Origin of the sequence: Pleomorphomonas sp. JP5 (genome assembly GCF_023721815.1) — a bacterium.
Lineage (GTDB): Bacteria > Pseudomonadota > Alphaproteobacteria > Rhizobiales > Pleomorphomonadaceae > Pleomorphomonas.
On sequence record NZ_JAMDLI010000001.1, the window covers coordinates 338081 to 355591 of the forward strand.

The window sequence follows — 17511 nt, forward strand, 5'->3', positions numbered from 1 at the left end:
GGACCATCGGTTCGGTGAGCGACCTCGCCTTGCCCGGCCCAGCCGGAACAGTCTCGCGTTTCTCCAGAGGATCAAGAGCCGTGACCTACTTTCTCGGAATCGACATCGGCGGAACCGTCATCAAGAGCGGCCTCTATGACGCCGAGGGACACGAAAAGGCCGTAGCCTCCGAGGTCGACAACGGCGTTGCCGCTCACCTTGGCTGGTCCGAGCGTGACATGAACGCCATGTGGCGGATCGTTGCAGGCACCATCCGCGGGGTCGTCGCCGAGGCCGGAGTTTCCGCCGACGAGATCGCCGGCATCAGCTTCTCCGCCCACGGCAAGGGGCTTTACGCGCTCGACGCCGATGGCGAACCGGTGCGCAACGGTATCATTTCTTCGGACAACCGCTCGCTGTCCATCGTCAAGGACTGGAAGGCGAAGGGGCTGGATGCGGCGAGCTACCCCTTCGGCTATCAGCAGCTCTGGACGGGGCACCCGGTGTCACTGCTCGCCTGGATGAAAGCCAACGAGCCGGACAACTACGGCCGGACGCGCCACGTGCTGATGGCTCACGACTTCATCCGCTACAAGCTGACCGGCGTCTTTGCCGCCGAAGTCACCAACATCTCTGGCAGCAATCTCTACAACATCGAGAAGGGGGCCTACGATCCGGCGCTTTTCAAGATGTTCGGCATCGACGAGATGGAAGGCTGTCTGCCTCCGGTCGTCGGGTCGGAGGAGTGTGTTGCCGGCCTGAGCGCCAAGGCAGCCGAAGAGACTGGCCTCAAGGTGGGGACGCCGGTGTTCGGCGGCTTCTTCGACGTCGTGTCGGCGGCGGTCTGCGCAGGCCTTTCCGACCCGAGCTTCATCAACGTGGTGATGGGCACCTGGACCATCGTCACCTGGACCACCGACGGCATTCTGAAGCCAGAAGGCAATGCCTGGCCCTATATCTGGGGGCGCTATTGCATGCCGGATCGCTACTTCGTCCACGAGGGTAGCCCGACCTCGGCCGGCAATCTCGAGTGGTTCGTCCGGACGTTCCTCGGCGGCATGCCCGATTGCTACCGGCAGGCCGACCTGATGATCTCGGCACTGCCGAAGGCCGGTACCGACATCCAGTTCCTGCCTTACCTCTTTGCCTCGAACCTTGGCGACGACCTTTCGGCCGGTATTCATGGCCTCGCCAATGCTCACGGCCTCGGTCAGGTTCTTCAGGCGGTTTACGAAGGCATCTGCTTCTCCCAGCACGTCCACCTGGAGCGGATCGTAAAGCTATCGGGCCGCGACAAGACGTTGCGCCTTACCGGCGGTCCGACCCGCTCCAAGCCCTGGATGCAGATGGTCGCCGACATCTCGGAGATGCCGGTCGAAGTGATGCACGTGGAGCAATCCGGCTGCCTCGGCGCGGCCATCGCTGCCGCGGTTGGATCCGGTGTTCACAAGGGTTTCAAGGAGGCCATGGCCGCCATGTGCCCGTCGGGGGCGCTGATCGAGCCTGACGCCAAGAGCTTCCCTGCCTATCGCGAGAAGTACGCGGCTTTCCGCCGCCTGGCCGAAACGCTGTCCACCCTTCCGGCGGGACGCTGAGAGCACCAAGATCTGGAGGACGTCGTGACCCGAGAGGCGTTACCCAACCCGCTGGGTATCTACGAGAAGGCGCTGCCGAAGGACCTCGACTGGCCGGCGCGACTGGCGCTCGCCAAGGCCTTGGACTTCGATTTCGTCGAAATGTCGATCGACGAGACCGACGAGCGTATGACGCGCCTCAGCTGGTCGAAGACCGAGCGTGCCGCGTTTTGCTCGTCCGTGCGGGAGCTCGACGTTGTCGTGCCGAGCGTCTGCCTGTCGGCGCATCGCCGGTTCCCTTTCGGCAGCCGCGATGCCGCGACCCGCGTCAAGGCGCGGGACATCATGCGCAGAGCGATCGACCTCTGTGTCGATCTGGGTATCCGCACCATCCAGGTGGCCGGCTACGACGTCTATTACGAGGAAGCCGACGTCGGCACCAAGGAGCGGTTCATCGAAGGGCTGCAGTGGTCGGTTCGCGAGGCGGCCAAGGCGCAGGTGATGCTGGCGGTCGAGATCATGGACACCGCCTTCATCAACTCGATCACCCGTTGGCGAGAGTACGACCAGCTGATCCATTCGCCCTACTTCTGCGTCTACCCCGACCTCGGCAATCTGACGGCCTGGGGCAACGATGTCGACGCCGAACTCAGGGCAGGCATCGACCGCATCGTCGCCATTCACCTCAAGGACACGCGCAAGGTCACGGGCGACTACCCTGGCCAGTTCCGCGACGTGCCCTTCGGAGATGGATGCGTCGACTTCAAGGCCTGCTTCGCCACGCTGGCCGACCTTGGCTATCGCGGCCCCTTCCTGATGGAAATGTGGACCGAAAAATCCGACGAGCCGGTTGTGGAGATCGCAACGGCCCGGCGCTGGATGATCGAGCAGATGCGCCTTGGCGGCCTCCTCCAGGCCGCATGAGACAACTTGAGGAAACGTCCAACAAACAAAGTGAATGTCCGTCGGAGACGGACGAAAGGAGACTGAAATGGCTGTGAGTATCGAAGGTCAGGTTGCCGCCGTCACCGGCGGTGCGTCCGGCATCGGCCTGGCGTGCGCCAAGGCCATGGCAGAGGCCGGCGCCCGTGTCGCCGTCGTCGATCGCGACGAGGAAGGTCTCGCCAAGGCCTGCGCCGAGATCGGCGCCAACGCTTTCCCGGTTCGCATCGACCTCCTGGATCCCAAGAGCGTCGCAACGATGCTGCCGCAGATCCTCGACAAGGCCGGCAAGCTCGACATTCTGCATGCCAACGCTGGCGCCTATATCGGCGGCGATGCCGCCACTGGCGATCCCGACGCCTGGGACCGCATGCTGAACCTCAACATCAACGCTGCCTTCCGCACCGTTCACGCCGTTCTGCCCTACATGATCGAGCGCAAGCACGGCGACATTCTGATGACCAGCTCGGTGGCTGGTGTGGTGCCGGTGATGGTCGAGCCGATCTACACCGCTTCCAAGCATGCCGTTCAGGCCTTCGTTCACACTGTGCGGCGCCAGGTCGCCAAGCATGACGTGCGCGTCGGCGCGGTGCAGCCGGGCCCGGTGATTACCGCCCTGCTCAAGGACTGGGTCCCCGAACGGCTTGCCGCCCTGAAGGCTGCCGGTGGCCTGATCGAGCCCGAGGAAGTCGCCGACGCCGTCATGTTCATGCTGACGCGCCCGCGCAACGTCATCGTCCGCGATCTGGTGATCCTGCCGGCTCAGTTCGACATCTGATCCTCCCCAAGAAAAGGCACCTCCCCCACAAACTGACGGCGGCGCACTGGCAACGGTTCGCCGCCGCTTCTTGTTGGAACGATCGTTTCTCGCCACCGTTCGGCAATGCGGTTATCTTGAAAGGTGGGCGAAGGCCCCAAGAAAGGAGATTTCCATGTCGCAGGTAAAGGTCCGCCCGATGGGCGCCACCGCCAGTCTCGATCGCAATGGCCGCGGCGGCGTCATCGCCCGCTCGGGTGCCAGTCTGACGCTGGCGGGATCGCCGTCGATGGAGGGCTTCAATCCGCTGGAACTGCTGGACGCGTCGCTCGCCGGTTGCCTGGCATTGAGCGTCCGCATCGCAGCGCGCAATCTAGGGCTCAACGATCGGCTGGGCTCGGTCTCGGTGGAAGTGATCGGCGCCAAGGCCGCCGAGCCGCCGTCGCGCATTGCCCGCCAGACCTGCCGTTTTTCCATCGAGGGCGACTTCAACGATGCCGAGCGTCGATCCCTGATCGAGGAGGCGCATAAAGTCTGTACCATCGGCAACAGCTATCATGCGTCGATCGACATCTCCGACGGCGAGCCGCTCTCGTGAAATCGCACGAGGGGACTCGCCTTGTCTATGGAAGGCTATACGAGTAAATTCGTCCGACTATCGCCCATTTTGCGCAAACCTGTTTCCAGGTTGCCGGCTACTAGAGACGATTCCGACATTCTCATTTCCCATGCCTCGGCTAGACTGGTCGCCAACAAGGTCGGCCAGTCGGCCGTCATCCGTGGAGAGAAACATGACCGCCTTGCCCGCCCGCGCCAATCGAACCTCGCGTTCGATCCTGAAAGCCACAACGGCTGCCGTGCTGCTCCTCATGGGCGTCGCGCCCGTACTATCCGCCGAAGGCGGCCCCGACGCCACCATCAGCATCGGCTCGCTCTACGAGCCGCAGAACCTCGACAATACCGCAGGCGCGGGCCAGGGCATCAATGAAGCCTTCAATGGCAATGTCTACGAGGCGCTGTTCCGCCTCAACGACGATGGCTCGGTGTCGCCCAGCCTCGTCAAGGACTACACGGTGTCCGACGACGGCCTCACCTACACCTTCACGCTCCAGCCGGGCGTGACCTTCCACTCCGGCGATCCCCTGACGTCTGCCGACGTCAAGTGGTCGATCGAGCGCGTCACGTCGCCGGACAGCAAGAGCTCGCGCAAGAACTCGCTGAAGCCGATTGCTTCCATCGAGACGCCCGACGATGCAACCGTGGTGATCAAGCTGTCCTCGCGCTCGATCTCCCTGCCCTACAATCTCTCCTATGTCTGGGTAATCAACGACGCCGCCAAGGACCTGCAAACGGCTGAGGATGGCACGGGGCCCTACGCCCTCGACGGCTGGCAGCGCGGCTCGCAGCTCGCCGTCAAGCGCTTCGACAAGTATTGGGGAGCGAAGCCGGAGAATGGCGAGGTCGTCTTCAAGTACTTCACCGAGGCGACCGCCCTCAACAATGCACTGCTGACCGGCGCCGTCGACGTCATCACCTCGGTGCAGAGCCCGGACTCGCTGGCCCAGTTCAAGGACAATCCCGACTTCACCGTCGCCGAGGGCAAGTCGACCACCAAGCTTCTCCTGGCCTACAACGACCGCGTCGCCCCGTTCGACAACGTCAAGGTACGCAAGGCTCTGGCCCGCGCCGTCGATGACAAGAAGCTGTTGGAGGCGGTATGGGGCGAGTACGGCACCCTGATCGGCTCCTTCGTGCCGCCGACCGACCCCTGGTATGTCGATCTCACCCAGGTCGATGCCTACGACCCGGAAAGCGCCAAGGCGCTTCTCGCCGAGGCTGGCTACCCCGATGGATTCACCTTCACCATCGACACGCCCAACTACGATCCGCATCCGCTCGCCGCGCAGTTCCTGCAAGGTGAGCTCGCCAAGATCGGCGTCAAGGTGAACATCAACGTCATCACGGCCAACGAGTGGTACACCAAGATCTACAAGGCGCATGATTTCCAGGCGACCCTGCAGGAGCATGTGAACCACCGGGACATCGTGTTCTACGGCAATCCCGACTTCTACTGGGGATACAACAACCCCAAGGTCGTCGACCTGATCAAGGCGTCCGAAGAGGCCAAGACCGTTGACGAGCAGACCGAGAAGCTGAAGGAGGCGAACGTCCAGATCGCCGAGGACGCCGCCAGCAACTGGCTCTACCTCTACCCGCAGATCGTCGTGTCGAAGAAGTCGGTCAGCGGCTACCCCCTCAACGGCCTCAACTCGCAGTTCTTTGCCTACGGCATCAAGAAAGCGGATTGAGCTCTTTCAGAACGCGCGGAGCCCGCTGACGCGGCTTCGCCCCACCGCTCGACACCCGGCGCCGCCCGACCTAATCTCGGGCGGCGCTTGATGCTTTCCCAAAAGGTGCCGCCATTCTTGCCTATCTCGTCCGTCGGACGGCGATCCTCCTGGTATCGGTGCTGATCGCCGCCGCTGTCCTGTTCTTGCTGCTGCGCCTTCTGCCGGGTGATCCGGCCAACGCACTTGTCTCTGTGGGAGCCGATCCCGAACAGATCGAAGCCGCCCGTCGCCAGGTCGGATCCGACCTGCCGATCGCCGCGCAGTTCGTCCGTTACCTGGGCCAGCTCGGACGGTTCGACCTCGGAGCGTCGTTTGTATCCGGCGTGCCGGTGCTTCAGGAGATCGGTCGTCGCCTGACGCTGACACTGCCATTGACCGCCCTTGCCTTCACCTGCGCCATACTTTTCGCTGTGCCGCTCGGCATCCTGGCCGCCGTCAAACGCGACCGCTGGTACGGCACTGTTATCTCGGTGATTTCACAACTTGGCGTTGCCATTCCGGTGTTCTGGATCGGAATTCTCCTGGTCACCGCGTTCGCCGTGAAGCTGCGGCTCTTTCCGTCGGGTGGCTTTCCCACATCCGGCTGGCGCGACCCGCTCACGGCCCTGCATCAGCTTGCCTTGCCCATCCTCACCATCGCCCTGGTGATGTCCGCATCACTGATCCGCTACGTTCGCTCGGCAACGCTCGACGTCATCGGCTCCGACTATCTTCGAACGGCCCGGGCGCTAGGCGCCGACTATGGTGAAGCGCTCATTCGTCATGGCATTCGCAACGGCGCGGTGCCTGTCATCTCCATCCTCGGCATTGAGCTCGCTTCGACGTTGCTCGGCGCGGTCGTGGTGGAGCGCGTCTTCTCGTTGCCCGGCCTCGGCTCCATGCTGCTCAGCGGCATCGAGCAGCGCGACTATCCGAGCGTTCAGGGCGTTCTGTTCATTTCGACGCTCCTGGTGTTGCTGGTTGGCTTCGCCGCCGACCTCGTGCAGCGCCTGATCGACCCCCGCCTTCGCGGGCCAAGTGGAGACCGGTCATGACCGACGCGACGCCCGCTCTCGCTCCGGCTACCTCAACGCGGGTAACGCCAGCGTTTCTGGTCGGGGCGACGTTGGTCGGCCTTCATGTTGTCGTCGGACTGCTGACGCTCATCTGGACGCCCTACGATCCGACGGCAATGACAGGCGGCCGTCTCGCCCCACCGTCTCTTGCCCATTGGGCCGGGACCGACCGACTTGGCCGCGATCTGTTCACGGAAATCATGGTCGGCGCACGCATCGCGCTCTCCGTCGGCATCGGGGCCGTAGCGATCGCCTCGGCCATCGGCGTCACGGTCGGACTGCTGGCCGCCTTCGCGTCCCGCACCGTCGATGACGTGCTGGCTGCGACGCTCGACATCCTGATCGCCTTTCCGACCCTGCTCCTGGCGATGCTGATCGTGGCGGCGAGCGACGGCGCCAGCCTGGGGACCGCTATCCTCGCCATCGGCATCGCATCCTCGTCCATCGTCGCCCGCCTGACCCGCATTCTGGCGCGGCGCGTACTGGCCATGGACTACATCACGGCGGCCCGCGTGTCGGGAACCGGCTGGCTCGGCATTGTTCGCATTCATGTGCTGCCAAACATCTGGCCGACGCTGATTGTCAATTTTGCCTTGCAGTTTGGTCTTGCCGTCATTGCCGAGGCGTCGCTGTCCTATCTCGGGCTTGGCGCGCCCCCGCCGAATGCCTCCTGGGGGCGGCTTCTGCAGGAGGCCCAGGCCACCGTCTACACCGCTCCGTTCGGCGCCGTCGCGCCGGGCATAGCACTGGTGTCGCTGGTGATCGGTCTCAACCTTTTCGCCGATGGTCTCCGCGACGTCGCCGACCCAACCCGTCGGAGGCGTTGATGGGCAATCTCCTCACCATCGAGAACATGTCTATCCGACACACCGGCCGGCTGCTCGTCTCGGGCGTGTCTCTTTCCGTCACCGCTGGCGAACGCGTCGGTCTGATCGGCGAGAGTGGGTCGGGCAAGTCCTTGACGGCGCTTGCGGCCATCGGGCTGCTTCCCGAGGGAATGACGGCCGAAGGCTCGGTTCTGCTCGCCGACCGCCAGGTCATTGGCGCTGCCGACCGCGACGTGGTTGGCCTGAGGGGGACCGCCGTCGCAACCATCTTCCAGGAGCCGCTGACCGCCCTTGATCCACTGATGCGGATTGGCGATCAGATTGCCGAGGTACTGCGCCGCCGTGCCCGCCGAGATGGACGATCGGTCTCCCGCGCCGACGTTGCCACCGAGGTATCGGCGCTGATGGCGCGCGTCGCCCTGCCCGATCCGGTGCGTCTTGCCCGCGCCTACCCGCATGAGATGTCGGGTGGTCAGCGTCAGCGGGCGGCCATCGCCATGGCGCTCGCCTGCCGACCCAGCCTTCTCATTGCCGACGAGCCGACAACGGCCCTCGATGTCACGACACAGGCCGAGGTGCTGAGGCTCCTCGAAACGCTTGTGCGCGAGGAAAACATGGGGCTCCTGTTCATCAGCCACGACCTGCCGGTGGTGGGCACAGCCGTCGATCGCGTGCTGGTCCTTCGGGCTGGCGAACTGGTCGAGGAAGGACCGGTCGCCGAAGTGTTCGGTCGACCGCGCCACCCCTATACCGTCGGCCTTGTCGAAGCGGCGCGTGCCTTCGACCAAGCCATAGGAGCGGCGCTATGAGCCTCGTCGACCTTACCGCCGTGTCCTTCGCCTATGGACGTGGCCGCACCGTGCTCGATGGCATCGATCTTCGCATCGAGGCCGGTCGAAACCTGGGCATCGTCGGCGAGAGCGGATCGGGCAAGACCACCATGCTCCGCCTGTTGCTCGGTCTGGCTCGCCCCTCCTCCGGTCAGGTGAGCTTTCGCGGCGCGCCGCTCGATCCGGGCGACCGTTCGTTCATGCGAGGCTTCCGCCGGGCCGTCCAGGCCGTATTCCAGGATCCCTATTCATCGCTCGATCCGCGCCAGAAGATCGCCGACATCATCGCCGAGCCCCTGCGGTCGTTGAAAATAGCCACCGATGTCGAAGCCGCTGTCACCGAGGCCCTCGCCTCGGTCGATCTGCCGCTCGACGCCGCCAGCCGCTATCCGCATGAGTTTTCCGGCGGCCAGCGTCAGCGCATCGCCATCGCTCGCGCCATCGTCTCGCAACCCGAGTTGGTGCTGGCCGACGAAGTTGTGAGCGCACTCGACCTCACGACGCGCATCCGCATTGTCGAGCTTCTGAAGGCCTTGTCGGCAAAGACGACGCTGGTGCTAGTCTCGCACGACATCGGCTTCGTGGCTCTCCTCTGCCAGGATCTCGTCATCCTGGAAAAGGGCCGCATCGTCGAACAGGGGGCGGCTCGCGACATCCTGTCGGCGCCACAGCATCCCTACACGCAACGCCTCCTCGAGAGCACGCCGCGCCTGCCCGAGTTCGCCTGACATTGGGCTATTGCGCGTCTCGGTCGCCATCGACGAGCCCGAGGCGCGTCATCTTGTCGTAGAGTGTCGACTTCGGAACTCGCAGCGCCTGGGCGGTCGGCCCGAGGCTGCCACCACTTCGGCCGAGCGCGTCGATGATCATCGCCCGCTCGAACGCCGCCACGGCCTCGTTCAAAGACAGCGGCTCCGTTGTGGGAGCCTCGGCAAACGGCGGGAATCCAGCTTCTATGCCAAGGACGCAGCGGTCGGCAACATTCCTGAGCTCACGCACATTACCCGGCCAGTCGTAGGCCATCAGCGTGCGTAGGCGAGTGTCGTCGAGTGCTGGCGCCGGCCGACCATGCACCACGCTGGCCTGTTCGGCGAAATGGGCGAACAGCAGCGGGATATCCTCGCGCCGATCCCGAAGTGCCGGCAGCGCAAGCGATGCCACGGCGAGCCGGTAGTAGAGGTCGGACCGGAAGCGCCCTTCGGTCGACATCTTGCCAAGGTCGCCCTTGACGGCCGCGACGATGCGGCAGTCGACGGGAACGGATGTGTTGGAACCAAGCCGTTCCAGCGTTCGCTCCTGCAGGACACGCAGGAGCTTGATCTGCACGCTGACTGGCGTGGTCTCGACCTCATCGAGAAACAGAGTGCCGCCGCTCGCATGCTCGATCTTGCCGATGCGGCGCTTGGTGGCTCCGGTGAAAGCGCCGGCCTCGTGGCCGAACAGCTCGCTTTCGACCAGATGCTCTGGCAAGCCACCGCAGTTGATCGCCACGAAATGGCCTTTACGGCGAGGACTCTCGTCATGCAGACAGCGCGCCACCAGTTCCTTGCCGGTGCCGGTGTCGCCGCTGATCAGCACCGAGGCATTGGTGCTGGCGATATCGGCGATAACCCGGCGCAGCTTCACCATTGCCGGAGAACGGCCGATGATACGCCCCTCCAGACGACCGCCGTCAGTGAGTTTGTGGCGGAGGCGGCGGACTTCAAGCGCCAGCGCCCTTTTCTCACGCGCCCGGCGGACCACGTCGACCAGATGCTCCGGAGAAAACGGCTTCTCTATGAAATCGTAGGCGCCCGAGCGCATCGCCTGAACGGCGAGCGAGACGTCTCCATGGCCGGTGATCAGAATGACGGGCAAGTCGACGTCGGCCGCCTGCATATCCTTGAGGAGCGACAGGCCATCACGGCCGGGTAGACGCACGTCGGAGACGATGACGCCCGGCCGCGCCTCGGCAATCCGCCGCAACGCCTCCTCGACCGATCCTGTGCCAATGGTCGCCATTCCGTCCAATTGAAGCGCCTGCTCGCAACCGAGCAGTACGTCGGGGTCATCCTCGACAATCAAAACCCGAAGGTCGTCGATCGTAGCCTTCGTCATGTCGCCTCCCTGGCGCCCATTGGAACGGTCATCGAGAACACGGCGCCCCGCCCCTCCGCGTTGGAGGCGACAAGCTCGCCGCCGAAATCGCGAATGATGCCCGCCGAGATCGTCAGGCCCAGACCGAGGCCAACACCGGGCGCCTTGGTGGTGAAGAAGGGCTCGAACATGTGGGCGAGCCGTTCGGGCGGCAGGCCCGGTCCGCTGTCGCGGATATCGATGCGGGCAAAGTCGCCCTCGCGACGGGCGGAGAGAACGATGCGCTGGTCCTCTTCGCCCTCCATCGCATCGACGGCATTGCCGATCAGGTTGAGCAACACCTGTTCGAAGCGGTTGGCGTCGCACCAGAGTTCGATATCGCCACCGTCGATATCCATCGTCACCGCCACGCCTCCGCGCGTCAGGCGATGATTGAGCAGGAACAGAACGTCGTCAATGAGCTTGCGCAAGCCGATGCGCTGCGGTTCGCCAGACGACTTGCGGGCAAACGTCTTGAGTTCGCCGGTCAAGTGGCCCATGCGCTCGACAAGTGGCCGGACGCGTTCGAGATTGCTGCGGACGGTGCCGAGCTCGCCACGCTCCAGGAACTTCACGGCATTTCCCGACAGCGTCACCAGGGCGGCAAGCGGCTGATTGAGCTCATGGGCGATGCCGGCCGAAAGCTGGCCTAGGCTTGCCAGCTTGCTGGCCTGCACGAGGCCAGACTGGGCATCGCGGAGTGTGCGCTCCGCGCGCTCGCGATCCTCTACCTCACGCCGCAGTTTTTCGTTGGTGGCCGACAGCGCCGCTGTCCGATCCGCCACCTCGCTTTCGAGGTGGTCATGGGCCTGTTGCAGCGCCGAACGCGCCGCCAGGATCTCGCGGAGGTGCCGCCGCCGTTGGCGGTAGACCGCAAGAAGGCCCAGACACAGAAGGCTTCCGAGACCGGCGAGCGCCGCCCAAAGACGAGCGAGATCGTCCATCTCAGAGAGATCGGTGAACACCGTCAACGTCCAGGGCGTCTCGGGCATTGCCCGGCTCTCGGCGAGAAAAAGCCCCTCCGTCGAGAAGCTGCTGTCCGATCTGCTCACACCCGGCAGGCGAACGATGCGGGTGCCACCGTCGAGATCGCGCAAGGTGGCGAGGCCGATCGGCGTGAGCGGCCGGTCGTTATACTGCTGGGCCTCGGCGATCTCCCGCCGGGCCTTGTCGTCGAGCGCCACCAGCGTTCCGTATTTCCAGGCGGGCACCGACGACAGCACGACGACCCCATGCTCGTCACTGAGAATGGCCGGGGACTCCGCCGAGGCCCAGGAACGTTCGAGCTGTTCGAGGCTGACCTTGGCAACGCTGAAGCCCAGCGTGTCCTTGCCTCGAGCAATCGCCGTCGCCAGGAAATAGCCGGGTTGTCGATTGGTGGTCCCAATGCCGTAAAAGCGCGTTACCCGGCCGACGTCGGCATTCTGATAGTACGGACGATAGGAAAGGTCGCGGCCGACGAAGCTGTCCCACTTGTTCCAGTTGCTGGAGGCGATCACGCGGCCTGTCTTGTCGAGCAGAAACACATCGAGCGTGCCGATGCGGTCGTTGAGCGCCTCGAGATAGCTGTCGGCGCGATAGCGCTGCATTGAATCCTTGGGATCGTCGAGCAGCGCGAGAATGGTGCCGTCGAGCGCCATCACATAAGGATAGCTTGCGTATTTGCCGATCTCCCGTTCGAAACTCGCCGCATAGAGATCGAGGCGGTGACCGGCGCTCGCGCGCGTCGCCGACAGCGACAACTCGAAGACGACGCGGTAGGCAACGAAAGCCACGATGGCCGCGATGGCAAGGGCGCCAGCCAACGGCAGGATCGCCGCGAGACGAAACTGCCGGCGTTTCGGCGCGATGCTGTCGGCTTCCTCGGCCAAGATGGCTCCTCCCGCCGGCTTTCCGTGTATCACCGATAGCGCATGGCCGTCCGGCGGGAAAGCCGGACGGCCAGCGCGTGTCGACAAGCCCTGGATCAGCCGAAGATCTTCAGGAGGAAGACCGCCAGAACCACCATGGCAGCGCCGCCGATGCGAGTGGAGATCTGGGCGAAGGGCATCAGGCCCATGCGGTTCGATGCCGAGAGGATGGCGACATCGCCGGTGCCGCCGAGGCCCGAATGACAGCAGGTAACGATGGCCGCCTCGACTTCGTACATCTTGAGCAGCTTGCCGATGAGCCAGCCCGACGACACCATGGCCAGGACCGTGGCGGCACAGATGGCGAAGTAGGCCGGCGTGAAGGCGGCGATCAGATCGTTCCAGGGAACGTAGAGGGTGCCAAGGCCGACCAGCAGCGGGAAGGTCATGTTGGTGGTCATGAACTTGTACATCTGGTGAGCGCCGGTCTCCATCCGCTCGGGAATGAGCTTGGACACCTTGAGCAGCGCCGCGCCGATGATCATCAGGATCGGGCCGGGAATGCCGGTGAACGGCGACAGGAAGGCGCCGAGGATGAACATGGTGCAGGCCAGAAGGAGGCCGGCGCCCATCAGCGGCAGCTCGATCTTCTTCTCCACGGCCATCTCCTTCAGGAGCTCGTTGTCGTCGCCGGTCCGGACCAGAAGGCCGTTGCCGGAATACTGCGACTTCTTCTCGCCGATGCGCTTGAGAATGCCGGAGGAGATGATGGCCACCACATTGCCGATCAGGGCGGCCGGGATCAGCGAGGCGATCAGTTCCGGCTGCGCCGTGCCTAGAATCTCGGAATAGGCAAGCGATAGCGGCAGGATGCCCTCGCCAATGCCACCGGCGATGATCGGCATGACGATGAAGAAGAAGGTGTGCTTGAACTCATAGCCGAAAGCCATGCCCACGAGACCGCCGACCACGACCGCGGCCATCGTACCGACGGCAAGCGGCACGAACATCTTGAGGAAGCCCTGGATCAGCACCTTGCGGTTCATGCCCAGCATCGAACCGGTCACCAGGCAGGCGATGTAGAGGTAGAGGAAGTTCGACGTCTTCATCACCGCCTTGATGGCGTCCGACGTCGCCGGGTTCATGACGTGATAGCCAAGCATGGCCGAAGGCACGAACAGGCAGAGAATGGCTGAGCCGCCGATGCTCTTCAGATAGGGAATGCGACCGCCGATTTCGCCGAGCAGGAAGCCCAGTACCATGATGGCGGCAAAGCCGCCGATCATGTCGGCCGGCAGCTTGCCGATCACCGAGGCGCCGAAGACGACGCCGGCAATGGCGAGATAGAGCGGAAGCGGCACCGGGCCGACCTTGTAGGCGGCGACGCGCGAGAAAAGGCTGCTGCCCGTCTCCGCCGCGATCGCGTCGTTCTGCGTGATGTCCGTCATGTTCGTTCCTCCTGCCCGGCGCACATCGGTGCGCCGCGGGCCTTTCTCTGGGACTGTCCGGCCATCCGGTATCTCCGGCGCCGAAGCGGCTTCGGTCCGAGACTTGCGACCTCCAAAGGCTCGCAATCGCCAACCGATATGCCCCGACCCTCCGTCCTCGTTCCCTCCTCGGAAGGCGGCCGTCGCATGCCGATTGAATGGCATCAGGCGTGCCAACCGGAGATGCTGGCTAAGCGGTTGTTTTATCGATTTAATTTTTCGAGGGAGCGAACGACTGGTCCGGGTTTCCGGACGCGGGCTTTCGGCAGCCGTCCGGAAATCCGCACGATCCGGAGGAGCTTTTGTAAGTGATAACACTGATTTTGTTGATGATTTTGCCGGGCTCTCCGTCGCGAAGTCGATCCGAGCCCGCTCAGGGGACTTACCTCGCCTTGAAACGATATGTAAGCTGGCTCAAACCGCCGGACGGACGGATCGGCTCCGTCTCGGAAACAAGGGAACCGCCATGAAGACGATCAAGGGACCGGGCATTTTCCTGGCGCAGTTCGTGGGTGGAGCACCGCCTTTCGATAGCCTCGACGCGTTGGCGCGCTGGGCAGCCGGACTCGGTTACGTCGGGTTGCAACTGCCGACCACCGCCGGCCTGTTCGACCTCGAGAAGGCCGCCACCTCGCAAACCTATGCTGACGAGTTGAAAGGCCGCCTTGCCGAGGCCGGTGTGGAGATAACGGAGCTCTCAACCCATATCCAGGGGCAGCTCATCGCGGTTCATCCTGCCTATGACGAGTTGTTCGACGGCTTTGCCTCGGAAGCGGTCAGAGGAAACCCCTCCGCCCGCACCGAGTGGGCGACGCGCGAAGTGATGCTGGCCGCCGAAGCATCGCGCCGGCTCGGCCTTGCAGCCCATGCCACCTTTTCAGGGGCGCTCGCCTGGCCCTTCATCTACCCCTGGCCGCAGCGGCCGGGCGGTCTCGTTGAGGAAGCGTTCGCGGAACTGGGGCGGCGCTGGAAGCCGATCCTCGATGCCTATGACGAGGCCGGAGTCGACGTCTGCTTCGAGCTGCACCCGGGAGAGGATCTTCATGACGGAGCGACCTTCGAGCGCTTCCTGTCGGAGGTCGGCCATCATCCTCGCGCCAACATCCTTTACGACCCCTCGCATTTCGTCTTGCAAGCGCTGGACTATCTCGCCTTCCTGGACATCTACCACGAGCGAGTCAGGGCCTTCCACGTCAAGGACGCCGAGCTCAATCCATCGGGGAGGTCGGGCGTCTATGGCGGCTATCAGTCCTGGATCGACCGACCAGGTCGCTTCCGTTCGCTGGGCGACGGTCAGGTCGATTTCAAAGCCATCTTCTCCAAGATGGCTCAATACGACTTTCCCGGCTGGGCGGTGCTCGAATGGGAATGCGCCCTGAAGCATCCCGAGGATGGCGCCTCCGAAGGGGCGCCCTTCATCAAGGATCACATCATTCGCGTCACCGAACATGCCTTCGATGATTTTGCCCAAAGTGGCGCCGACGCCGCGACAAACCGCAGGCTGCTTGGCATTGGTTGAGGACAGGACATGAGCAAGACCCGCATCAAACTCGGCATGGTCGGCGGTGGCGCCACCGCCTTCATCGGAGCGGTGCACCGCATCGCCATGCGCATGGACGACCGGTTCGAGCTGGTCGCCGGAGCCCTTGACGTCGATGTCGAGCGTGGTCGCGTCTTCGCCGAAACGCTTGGCATCGCGCCCGAACGTACCTACGCCACATATCAGGAGCTGATCGACAAGGAAGCGCGGCGTCCCGACCGCGTCGACGCGGTCGTGATCGTCACACCGAACTTCCTTCATTTCCCCATCGCCAAGGCGGCGCTGGAGGCCGGCTTCGACGTGATCTGCGAGAAGCCGATGACGACGACGCTGGCCGATGCGAAAGCCCTTGCAGCTCTGGTTCAATCTACCGGTCGTCGCTTCTTCCTGACCCACACCTACACCGGCTATCCGATGGTGCGACAGGCGCGAGAGATGATCGCCGCCGGGGAGATCGGCAAGCTTCGGCGTGTGGAGGTCGAGTATCTGCAGGACTGGCTGGCCGCGCCGGTCGAGAACACCGGCGCCGAGGGCGCCGTATGGCGGACCGACCCCAAGAAGGCCGGCGCCGGTGGCGCCATCGGCGATGTCGGCACCCACGCCTGGAACCTCGCCGCCTTCGTCTGCGGCGAAGAGCCGACCCATATTCTGGCCGAGCTCAGTACGCTGGTTGAGGGGCGCCGGGTCGATGACGACGCGGCCATTCTGATGCGCTACGCCTCGGGCGCCAAGGGCTCGATCCTGGCCAGCCAGGTGCTCCCCGGCAACGGCAACAACGTGTCGTTTCGCATTTACGGCGACAAGGCCGGCCTCGAATGGTGGCAGGAAAAGCCGGAGGAACTGTGGTTTACCCGGCTCGGCGAGCCGCGCCAGATGATCCGCCGCAACGGAGCCGGCGCAACAGGCGCAGCCATTGCCGGCAGCCGCGTGCCGGCCGCCCATCCGGAAGGCTACCTTGAGGCGTTCGCCAATCTCTACCGCGACGCCGCAGACCTCCTTTCCGGGGAAACGACCGCCACCATGGTGCCATCGGCCCGCGACGGCGTCAGCGGCTCGAAGTTCGTCGAAGCCTGCCTGAAATCCAATGCTGCCGGCAACATCTGGACAGAGGTCGACTGAACATCGTTGTCCAGTCAACTGTTGCGACATAAGCAGGGTCAGCCCGAGCGATCCTGTTGAGATCAACTTGATTGGCGGGCATTTGAGGTTGCGCCAAAAGGAACAGCAATGGCCGATACGGAGAAAAATCTCGTCATCTTCGACACGGATCCGGGGATCGACGACGCCATGGCGCTCTTGTTCCTGAAGGCTCAACCCAGTCTGAAGCTCGCCGCCGTCACCACTGTGTTCGGTAATGCCGAAACCGAGGTCACCACCCGTAACGCCCTCTACCTCACGCAGCGCTTCGGCATCGACGTGCCGGTCTACGCTGGAGCGACCCGCCCATTGACCATCGAGCGCGGGCCGGCACCGGCGTTCATTCACGGTGAGGATGGGCTTGGGGATGTCGGGGCAACCCAAAGCTTCGCGGTTCGACCGGCCGAGGGGCACGCGGCCGACCGGATGGTGGAGATCATCAAGGCCAATCCCGGACGGGTGACCATTCTGGCCGTTGCACCACTGACCAATCTCGCCCTCGCCCTTGACCGCGATCCCGGCATTGCTTCGCTGGTGAAGGACGTGGTGATCATGGGCGGCGCCTTCGCCTGGGGCGGCAGACGCGGTAATGCGACGCCTGTTGCCGAAGCCAACGTCCACAATGACCCGCATGCCGCCGACAGGGTGTTCACGGCGGATTGGCCCGTGACCGCCATTGGCCTTGATGTGACCAGCCACTGCGTGGCGACCCATGACGACGCGGCCCAGTTGGCGTCCGGCGGCGAGGCAGGCCGCTTCCTGTGGGACATCTCTCGCGGTTATGAGGACCTCTACCGCCGTCGTAATCAGGTGGATGGCTGTTGCCTGCACGACGTGGCCGCCGCCGCCTATCTGGTTGCGCCGGAACTGTTTGCGTTGCGCTCGGGAGCTGTGCGTGTCGTGACCGAGGGCATCGCCATCGGGCAGTCCATCCAGAAGCTCGACGGGCATATCTTCGGCCCCAGCGCTTGGGATGGGCATTCCTCGAAGCTGGTCGCCGGCGAGGCGGATTACGCAGGAATCGTCGAGGCTTACAAGACCGCCATCCGCTCGCTCGGTTGAGGAGA

At 64.0% G+C, this 17511-nt stretch carries 15 protein-coding genes; 12 read left to right on the forward strand and 3 right to left on the reverse strand.

Annotated features, from left to right (window positions below; all coding sequences use genetic code 11):
• Positions 1 to 80 precede the first annotated feature (80 nt).
• From M4J40_RS01630 to M4J40_RS01670, 9 genes are all read left to right on the forward strand, one after another.
• Entirely contained in the window at positions 81 to 1574 is a 1494-nt protein-coding gene (locus M4J40_RS01630; RefSeq protein WP_251751555.1) for an FGGY family carbohydrate kinase, read from the forward strand.
• Between the two features lie 24 nt (positions 1575 to 1598).
• Positions 1599 to 2477: an L-ribulose-5-phosphate 3-epimerase gene (locus M4J40_RS01635; protein ID WP_251751557.1), complete on the forward strand. Its 879-nt coding sequence runs from the start codon at positions 1599 to 1601 to the stop codon at positions 2475 to 2477.
• Between the two features lie 67 nt (positions 2478 to 2544).
• Positions 2545 to 3273, forward strand: coding sequence for an SDR family oxidoreductase (locus tag M4J40_RS01640; RefSeq protein ID WP_251751558.1), 729 nt, complete (start codon positions 2545 to 2547; stop codon positions 3271 to 3273).
• A gap of 154 nt (positions 3274 to 3427) precedes the next feature.
• Positions 3428 to 3850, forward strand: coding sequence for an OsmC family protein (locus M4J40_RS01645; RefSeq protein WP_251751559.1), 423 nt, complete (start codon positions 3428 to 3430; stop codon positions 3848 to 3850).
• A 271-nt stretch (positions 3851 to 4121) separates the two neighbouring features.
• Positions 4122 to 5561 (forward strand): ABC transporter substrate-binding protein, encoded by a 1440-nt coding sequence (locus tag M4J40_RS01650; RefSeq protein ID WP_251751647.1) that lies wholly within the window; start codon positions 4122 to 4124, stop codon positions 5559 to 5561.
• Positions 5562 to 5674: 113 nt separating this feature from the next.
• Positions 5675 to 6637 (forward strand): ABC transporter permease, encoded by a 963-nt coding sequence (locus M4J40_RS01655; protein WP_311134050.1) that lies wholly within the window; start codon positions 5675 to 5677, stop codon positions 6635 to 6637.
• Positions 6634 to 7485 (forward strand): ABC transporter permease, encoded by an 852-nt coding sequence (locus tag M4J40_RS01660; protein ID WP_251751560.1) that lies wholly within the window; start codon positions 6634 to 6636, stop codon positions 7483 to 7485. Before M4J40_RS01655 ends, M4J40_RS01660 begins: the two co-directional genes overlap by 4 nt.
• Positions 7485 to 8294 (forward strand): ABC transporter ATP-binding protein, encoded by an 810-nt coding sequence (locus M4J40_RS01665; protein WP_251751561.1) that lies wholly within the window; start codon positions 7485 to 7487, stop codon positions 8292 to 8294. Before M4J40_RS01660 ends, M4J40_RS01665 begins: the two co-directional genes overlap by 1 nt.
• On the forward strand, positions 8291 to 9043 hold the full coding sequence (locus tag M4J40_RS01670) for an ABC transporter ATP-binding protein (RefSeq protein ID WP_251751562.1): 753 nt from the start codon (positions 8291 to 8293) through the stop codon (positions 9041 to 9043). The genes M4J40_RS01665 and M4J40_RS01670 overlap by 4 nt, the downstream gene beginning before the upstream one ends.
• 7 nt (positions 9044 to 9050) lie before the next feature.
• Here the strand turns inward: M4J40_RS01670 and M4J40_RS01675 are convergent, their stop codons facing one another.
• The 3 genes from M4J40_RS01675 to M4J40_RS01685 all read right to left on the reverse strand — a co-directional run bounded on the left by M4J40_RS01675 (position 9051) and on the right by M4J40_RS01685 (position 13728).
• Complete coding sequence (locus M4J40_RS01675; protein WP_251751563.1) at positions 9051 to 10412, reverse strand: sigma-54 dependent transcriptional regulator; 1362 nt, start codon at positions 10410 to 10412, stop codon at positions 9051 to 9053.
• Complete coding sequence (locus M4J40_RS01680) at positions 10409 to 12301, reverse strand: ATP-binding protein (protein ID WP_251751564.1); 1893 nt, start codon at positions 12299 to 12301, stop codon at positions 10409 to 10411. Before M4J40_RS01680 ends, M4J40_RS01675 begins: the two co-directional genes overlap by 4 nt.
• A gap of 95 nt (positions 12302 to 12396) precedes the next feature.
• The gene (locus M4J40_RS01685) at positions 12397 to 13728 is read right to left on the reverse strand and encodes a 2-hydroxycarboxylate transporter family protein (protein WP_251751565.1); all 1332 of its coding nucleotides are present in this window, start codon (positions 13726 to 13728) and stop codon (positions 12397 to 12399) included.
• Positions 13729 to 14233: 505 nt separating this feature from the next.
• Between M4J40_RS01685 and M4J40_RS01690 the strand changes: the two genes are divergently transcribed.
• From M4J40_RS01690 to M4J40_RS01700, 3 genes are all read left to right on the forward strand, one after another.
• Complete coding sequence (locus tag M4J40_RS01690) at positions 14234 to 15286, forward strand: sugar phosphate isomerase/epimerase (RefSeq protein WP_251751568.1); 1053 nt, start codon at positions 14234 to 14236, stop codon at positions 15284 to 15286.
• Between the two features lie 9 nt (positions 15287 to 15295).
• Positions 15296 to 16426: a Gfo/Idh/MocA family protein gene (locus tag M4J40_RS01695; protein ID WP_251751569.1), complete on the forward strand. Its 1131-nt coding sequence runs from the start codon at positions 15296 to 15298 to the stop codon at positions 16424 to 16426.
• 108 nt (positions 16427 to 16534) lie between these two features.
• Positions 16535 to 17506: a nucleoside hydrolase gene (locus tag M4J40_RS01700; protein ID WP_251751571.1), complete on the forward strand. Its 972-nt coding sequence runs from the start codon at positions 16535 to 16537 to the stop codon at positions 17504 to 17506.
• Positions 17507 to 17511 lie beyond the last annotated feature (5 nt).

What these genes read in the sequence shown, in the direction of transcription:
- M4J40_RS01660 (WP_251751560.1), top strand. Translation starts at nt 6,634, where the DNA reads ATGACCGACGCGACGCCCGCTCTCGCTCCGGCTACCTCAACGCGGGTA.
- M4J40_RS01685 (WP_251751565.1), bottom strand. Translation starts at nt 13,728, where the DNA reads ATGACGGACATCACGCAGAACGACGCGATCGCGGCGGAGACGGGCAGC.
- M4J40_RS01650 (WP_251751647.1), top strand. Translation starts at nt 4,122, where the DNA reads ATGGGCGTCGCGCCCGTACTATCCGCCGAAGGCGGCCCCGACGCCACC.
- M4J40_RS01640 (WP_251751558.1), top strand. Translation starts at nt 2,545, where the DNA reads ATGGCTGTGAGTATCGAAGGTCAGGTTGCCGCCGTCACCGGCGGTGCG.
- M4J40_RS01690 (WP_251751568.1), top strand. Translation starts at nt 14,234, where the DNA reads ATGAAGACGATCAAGGGACCGGGCATTTTCCTGGCGCAGTTCGTGGGT.
- M4J40_RS01675 (WP_251751563.1), bottom strand. Translation starts at nt 10,412, where the DNA reads ATGACGAAGGCTACGATCGACGACCTTCGGGTTTTGATTGTCGAGGAT.
- M4J40_RS01645 (WP_251751559.1), top strand. Translation starts at nt 3,428, where the DNA reads ATGTCGCAGGTAAAGGTCCGCCCGATGGGCGCCACCGCCAGTCTCGAT.
- M4J40_RS01665 (WP_251751561.1), top strand. Translation starts at nt 7,485, where the DNA reads ATGGGCAATCTCCTCACCATCGAGAACATGTCTATCCGACACACCGGC.
- M4J40_RS01670 (WP_251751562.1), top strand. Translation starts at nt 8,291, where the DNA reads ATGAGCCTCGTCGACCTTACCGCCGTGTCCTTCGCCTATGGACGTGGC.
- M4J40_RS01695 (WP_251751569.1), top strand. Translation starts at nt 15,296, where the DNA reads ATGAGCAAGACCCGCATCAAACTCGGCATGGTCGGCGGTGGCGCCACC.
- M4J40_RS01700 (WP_251751571.1), top strand. Translation starts at nt 16,535, where the DNA reads ATGGCCGATACGGAGAAAAATCTCGTCATCTTCGACACGGATCCGGGG.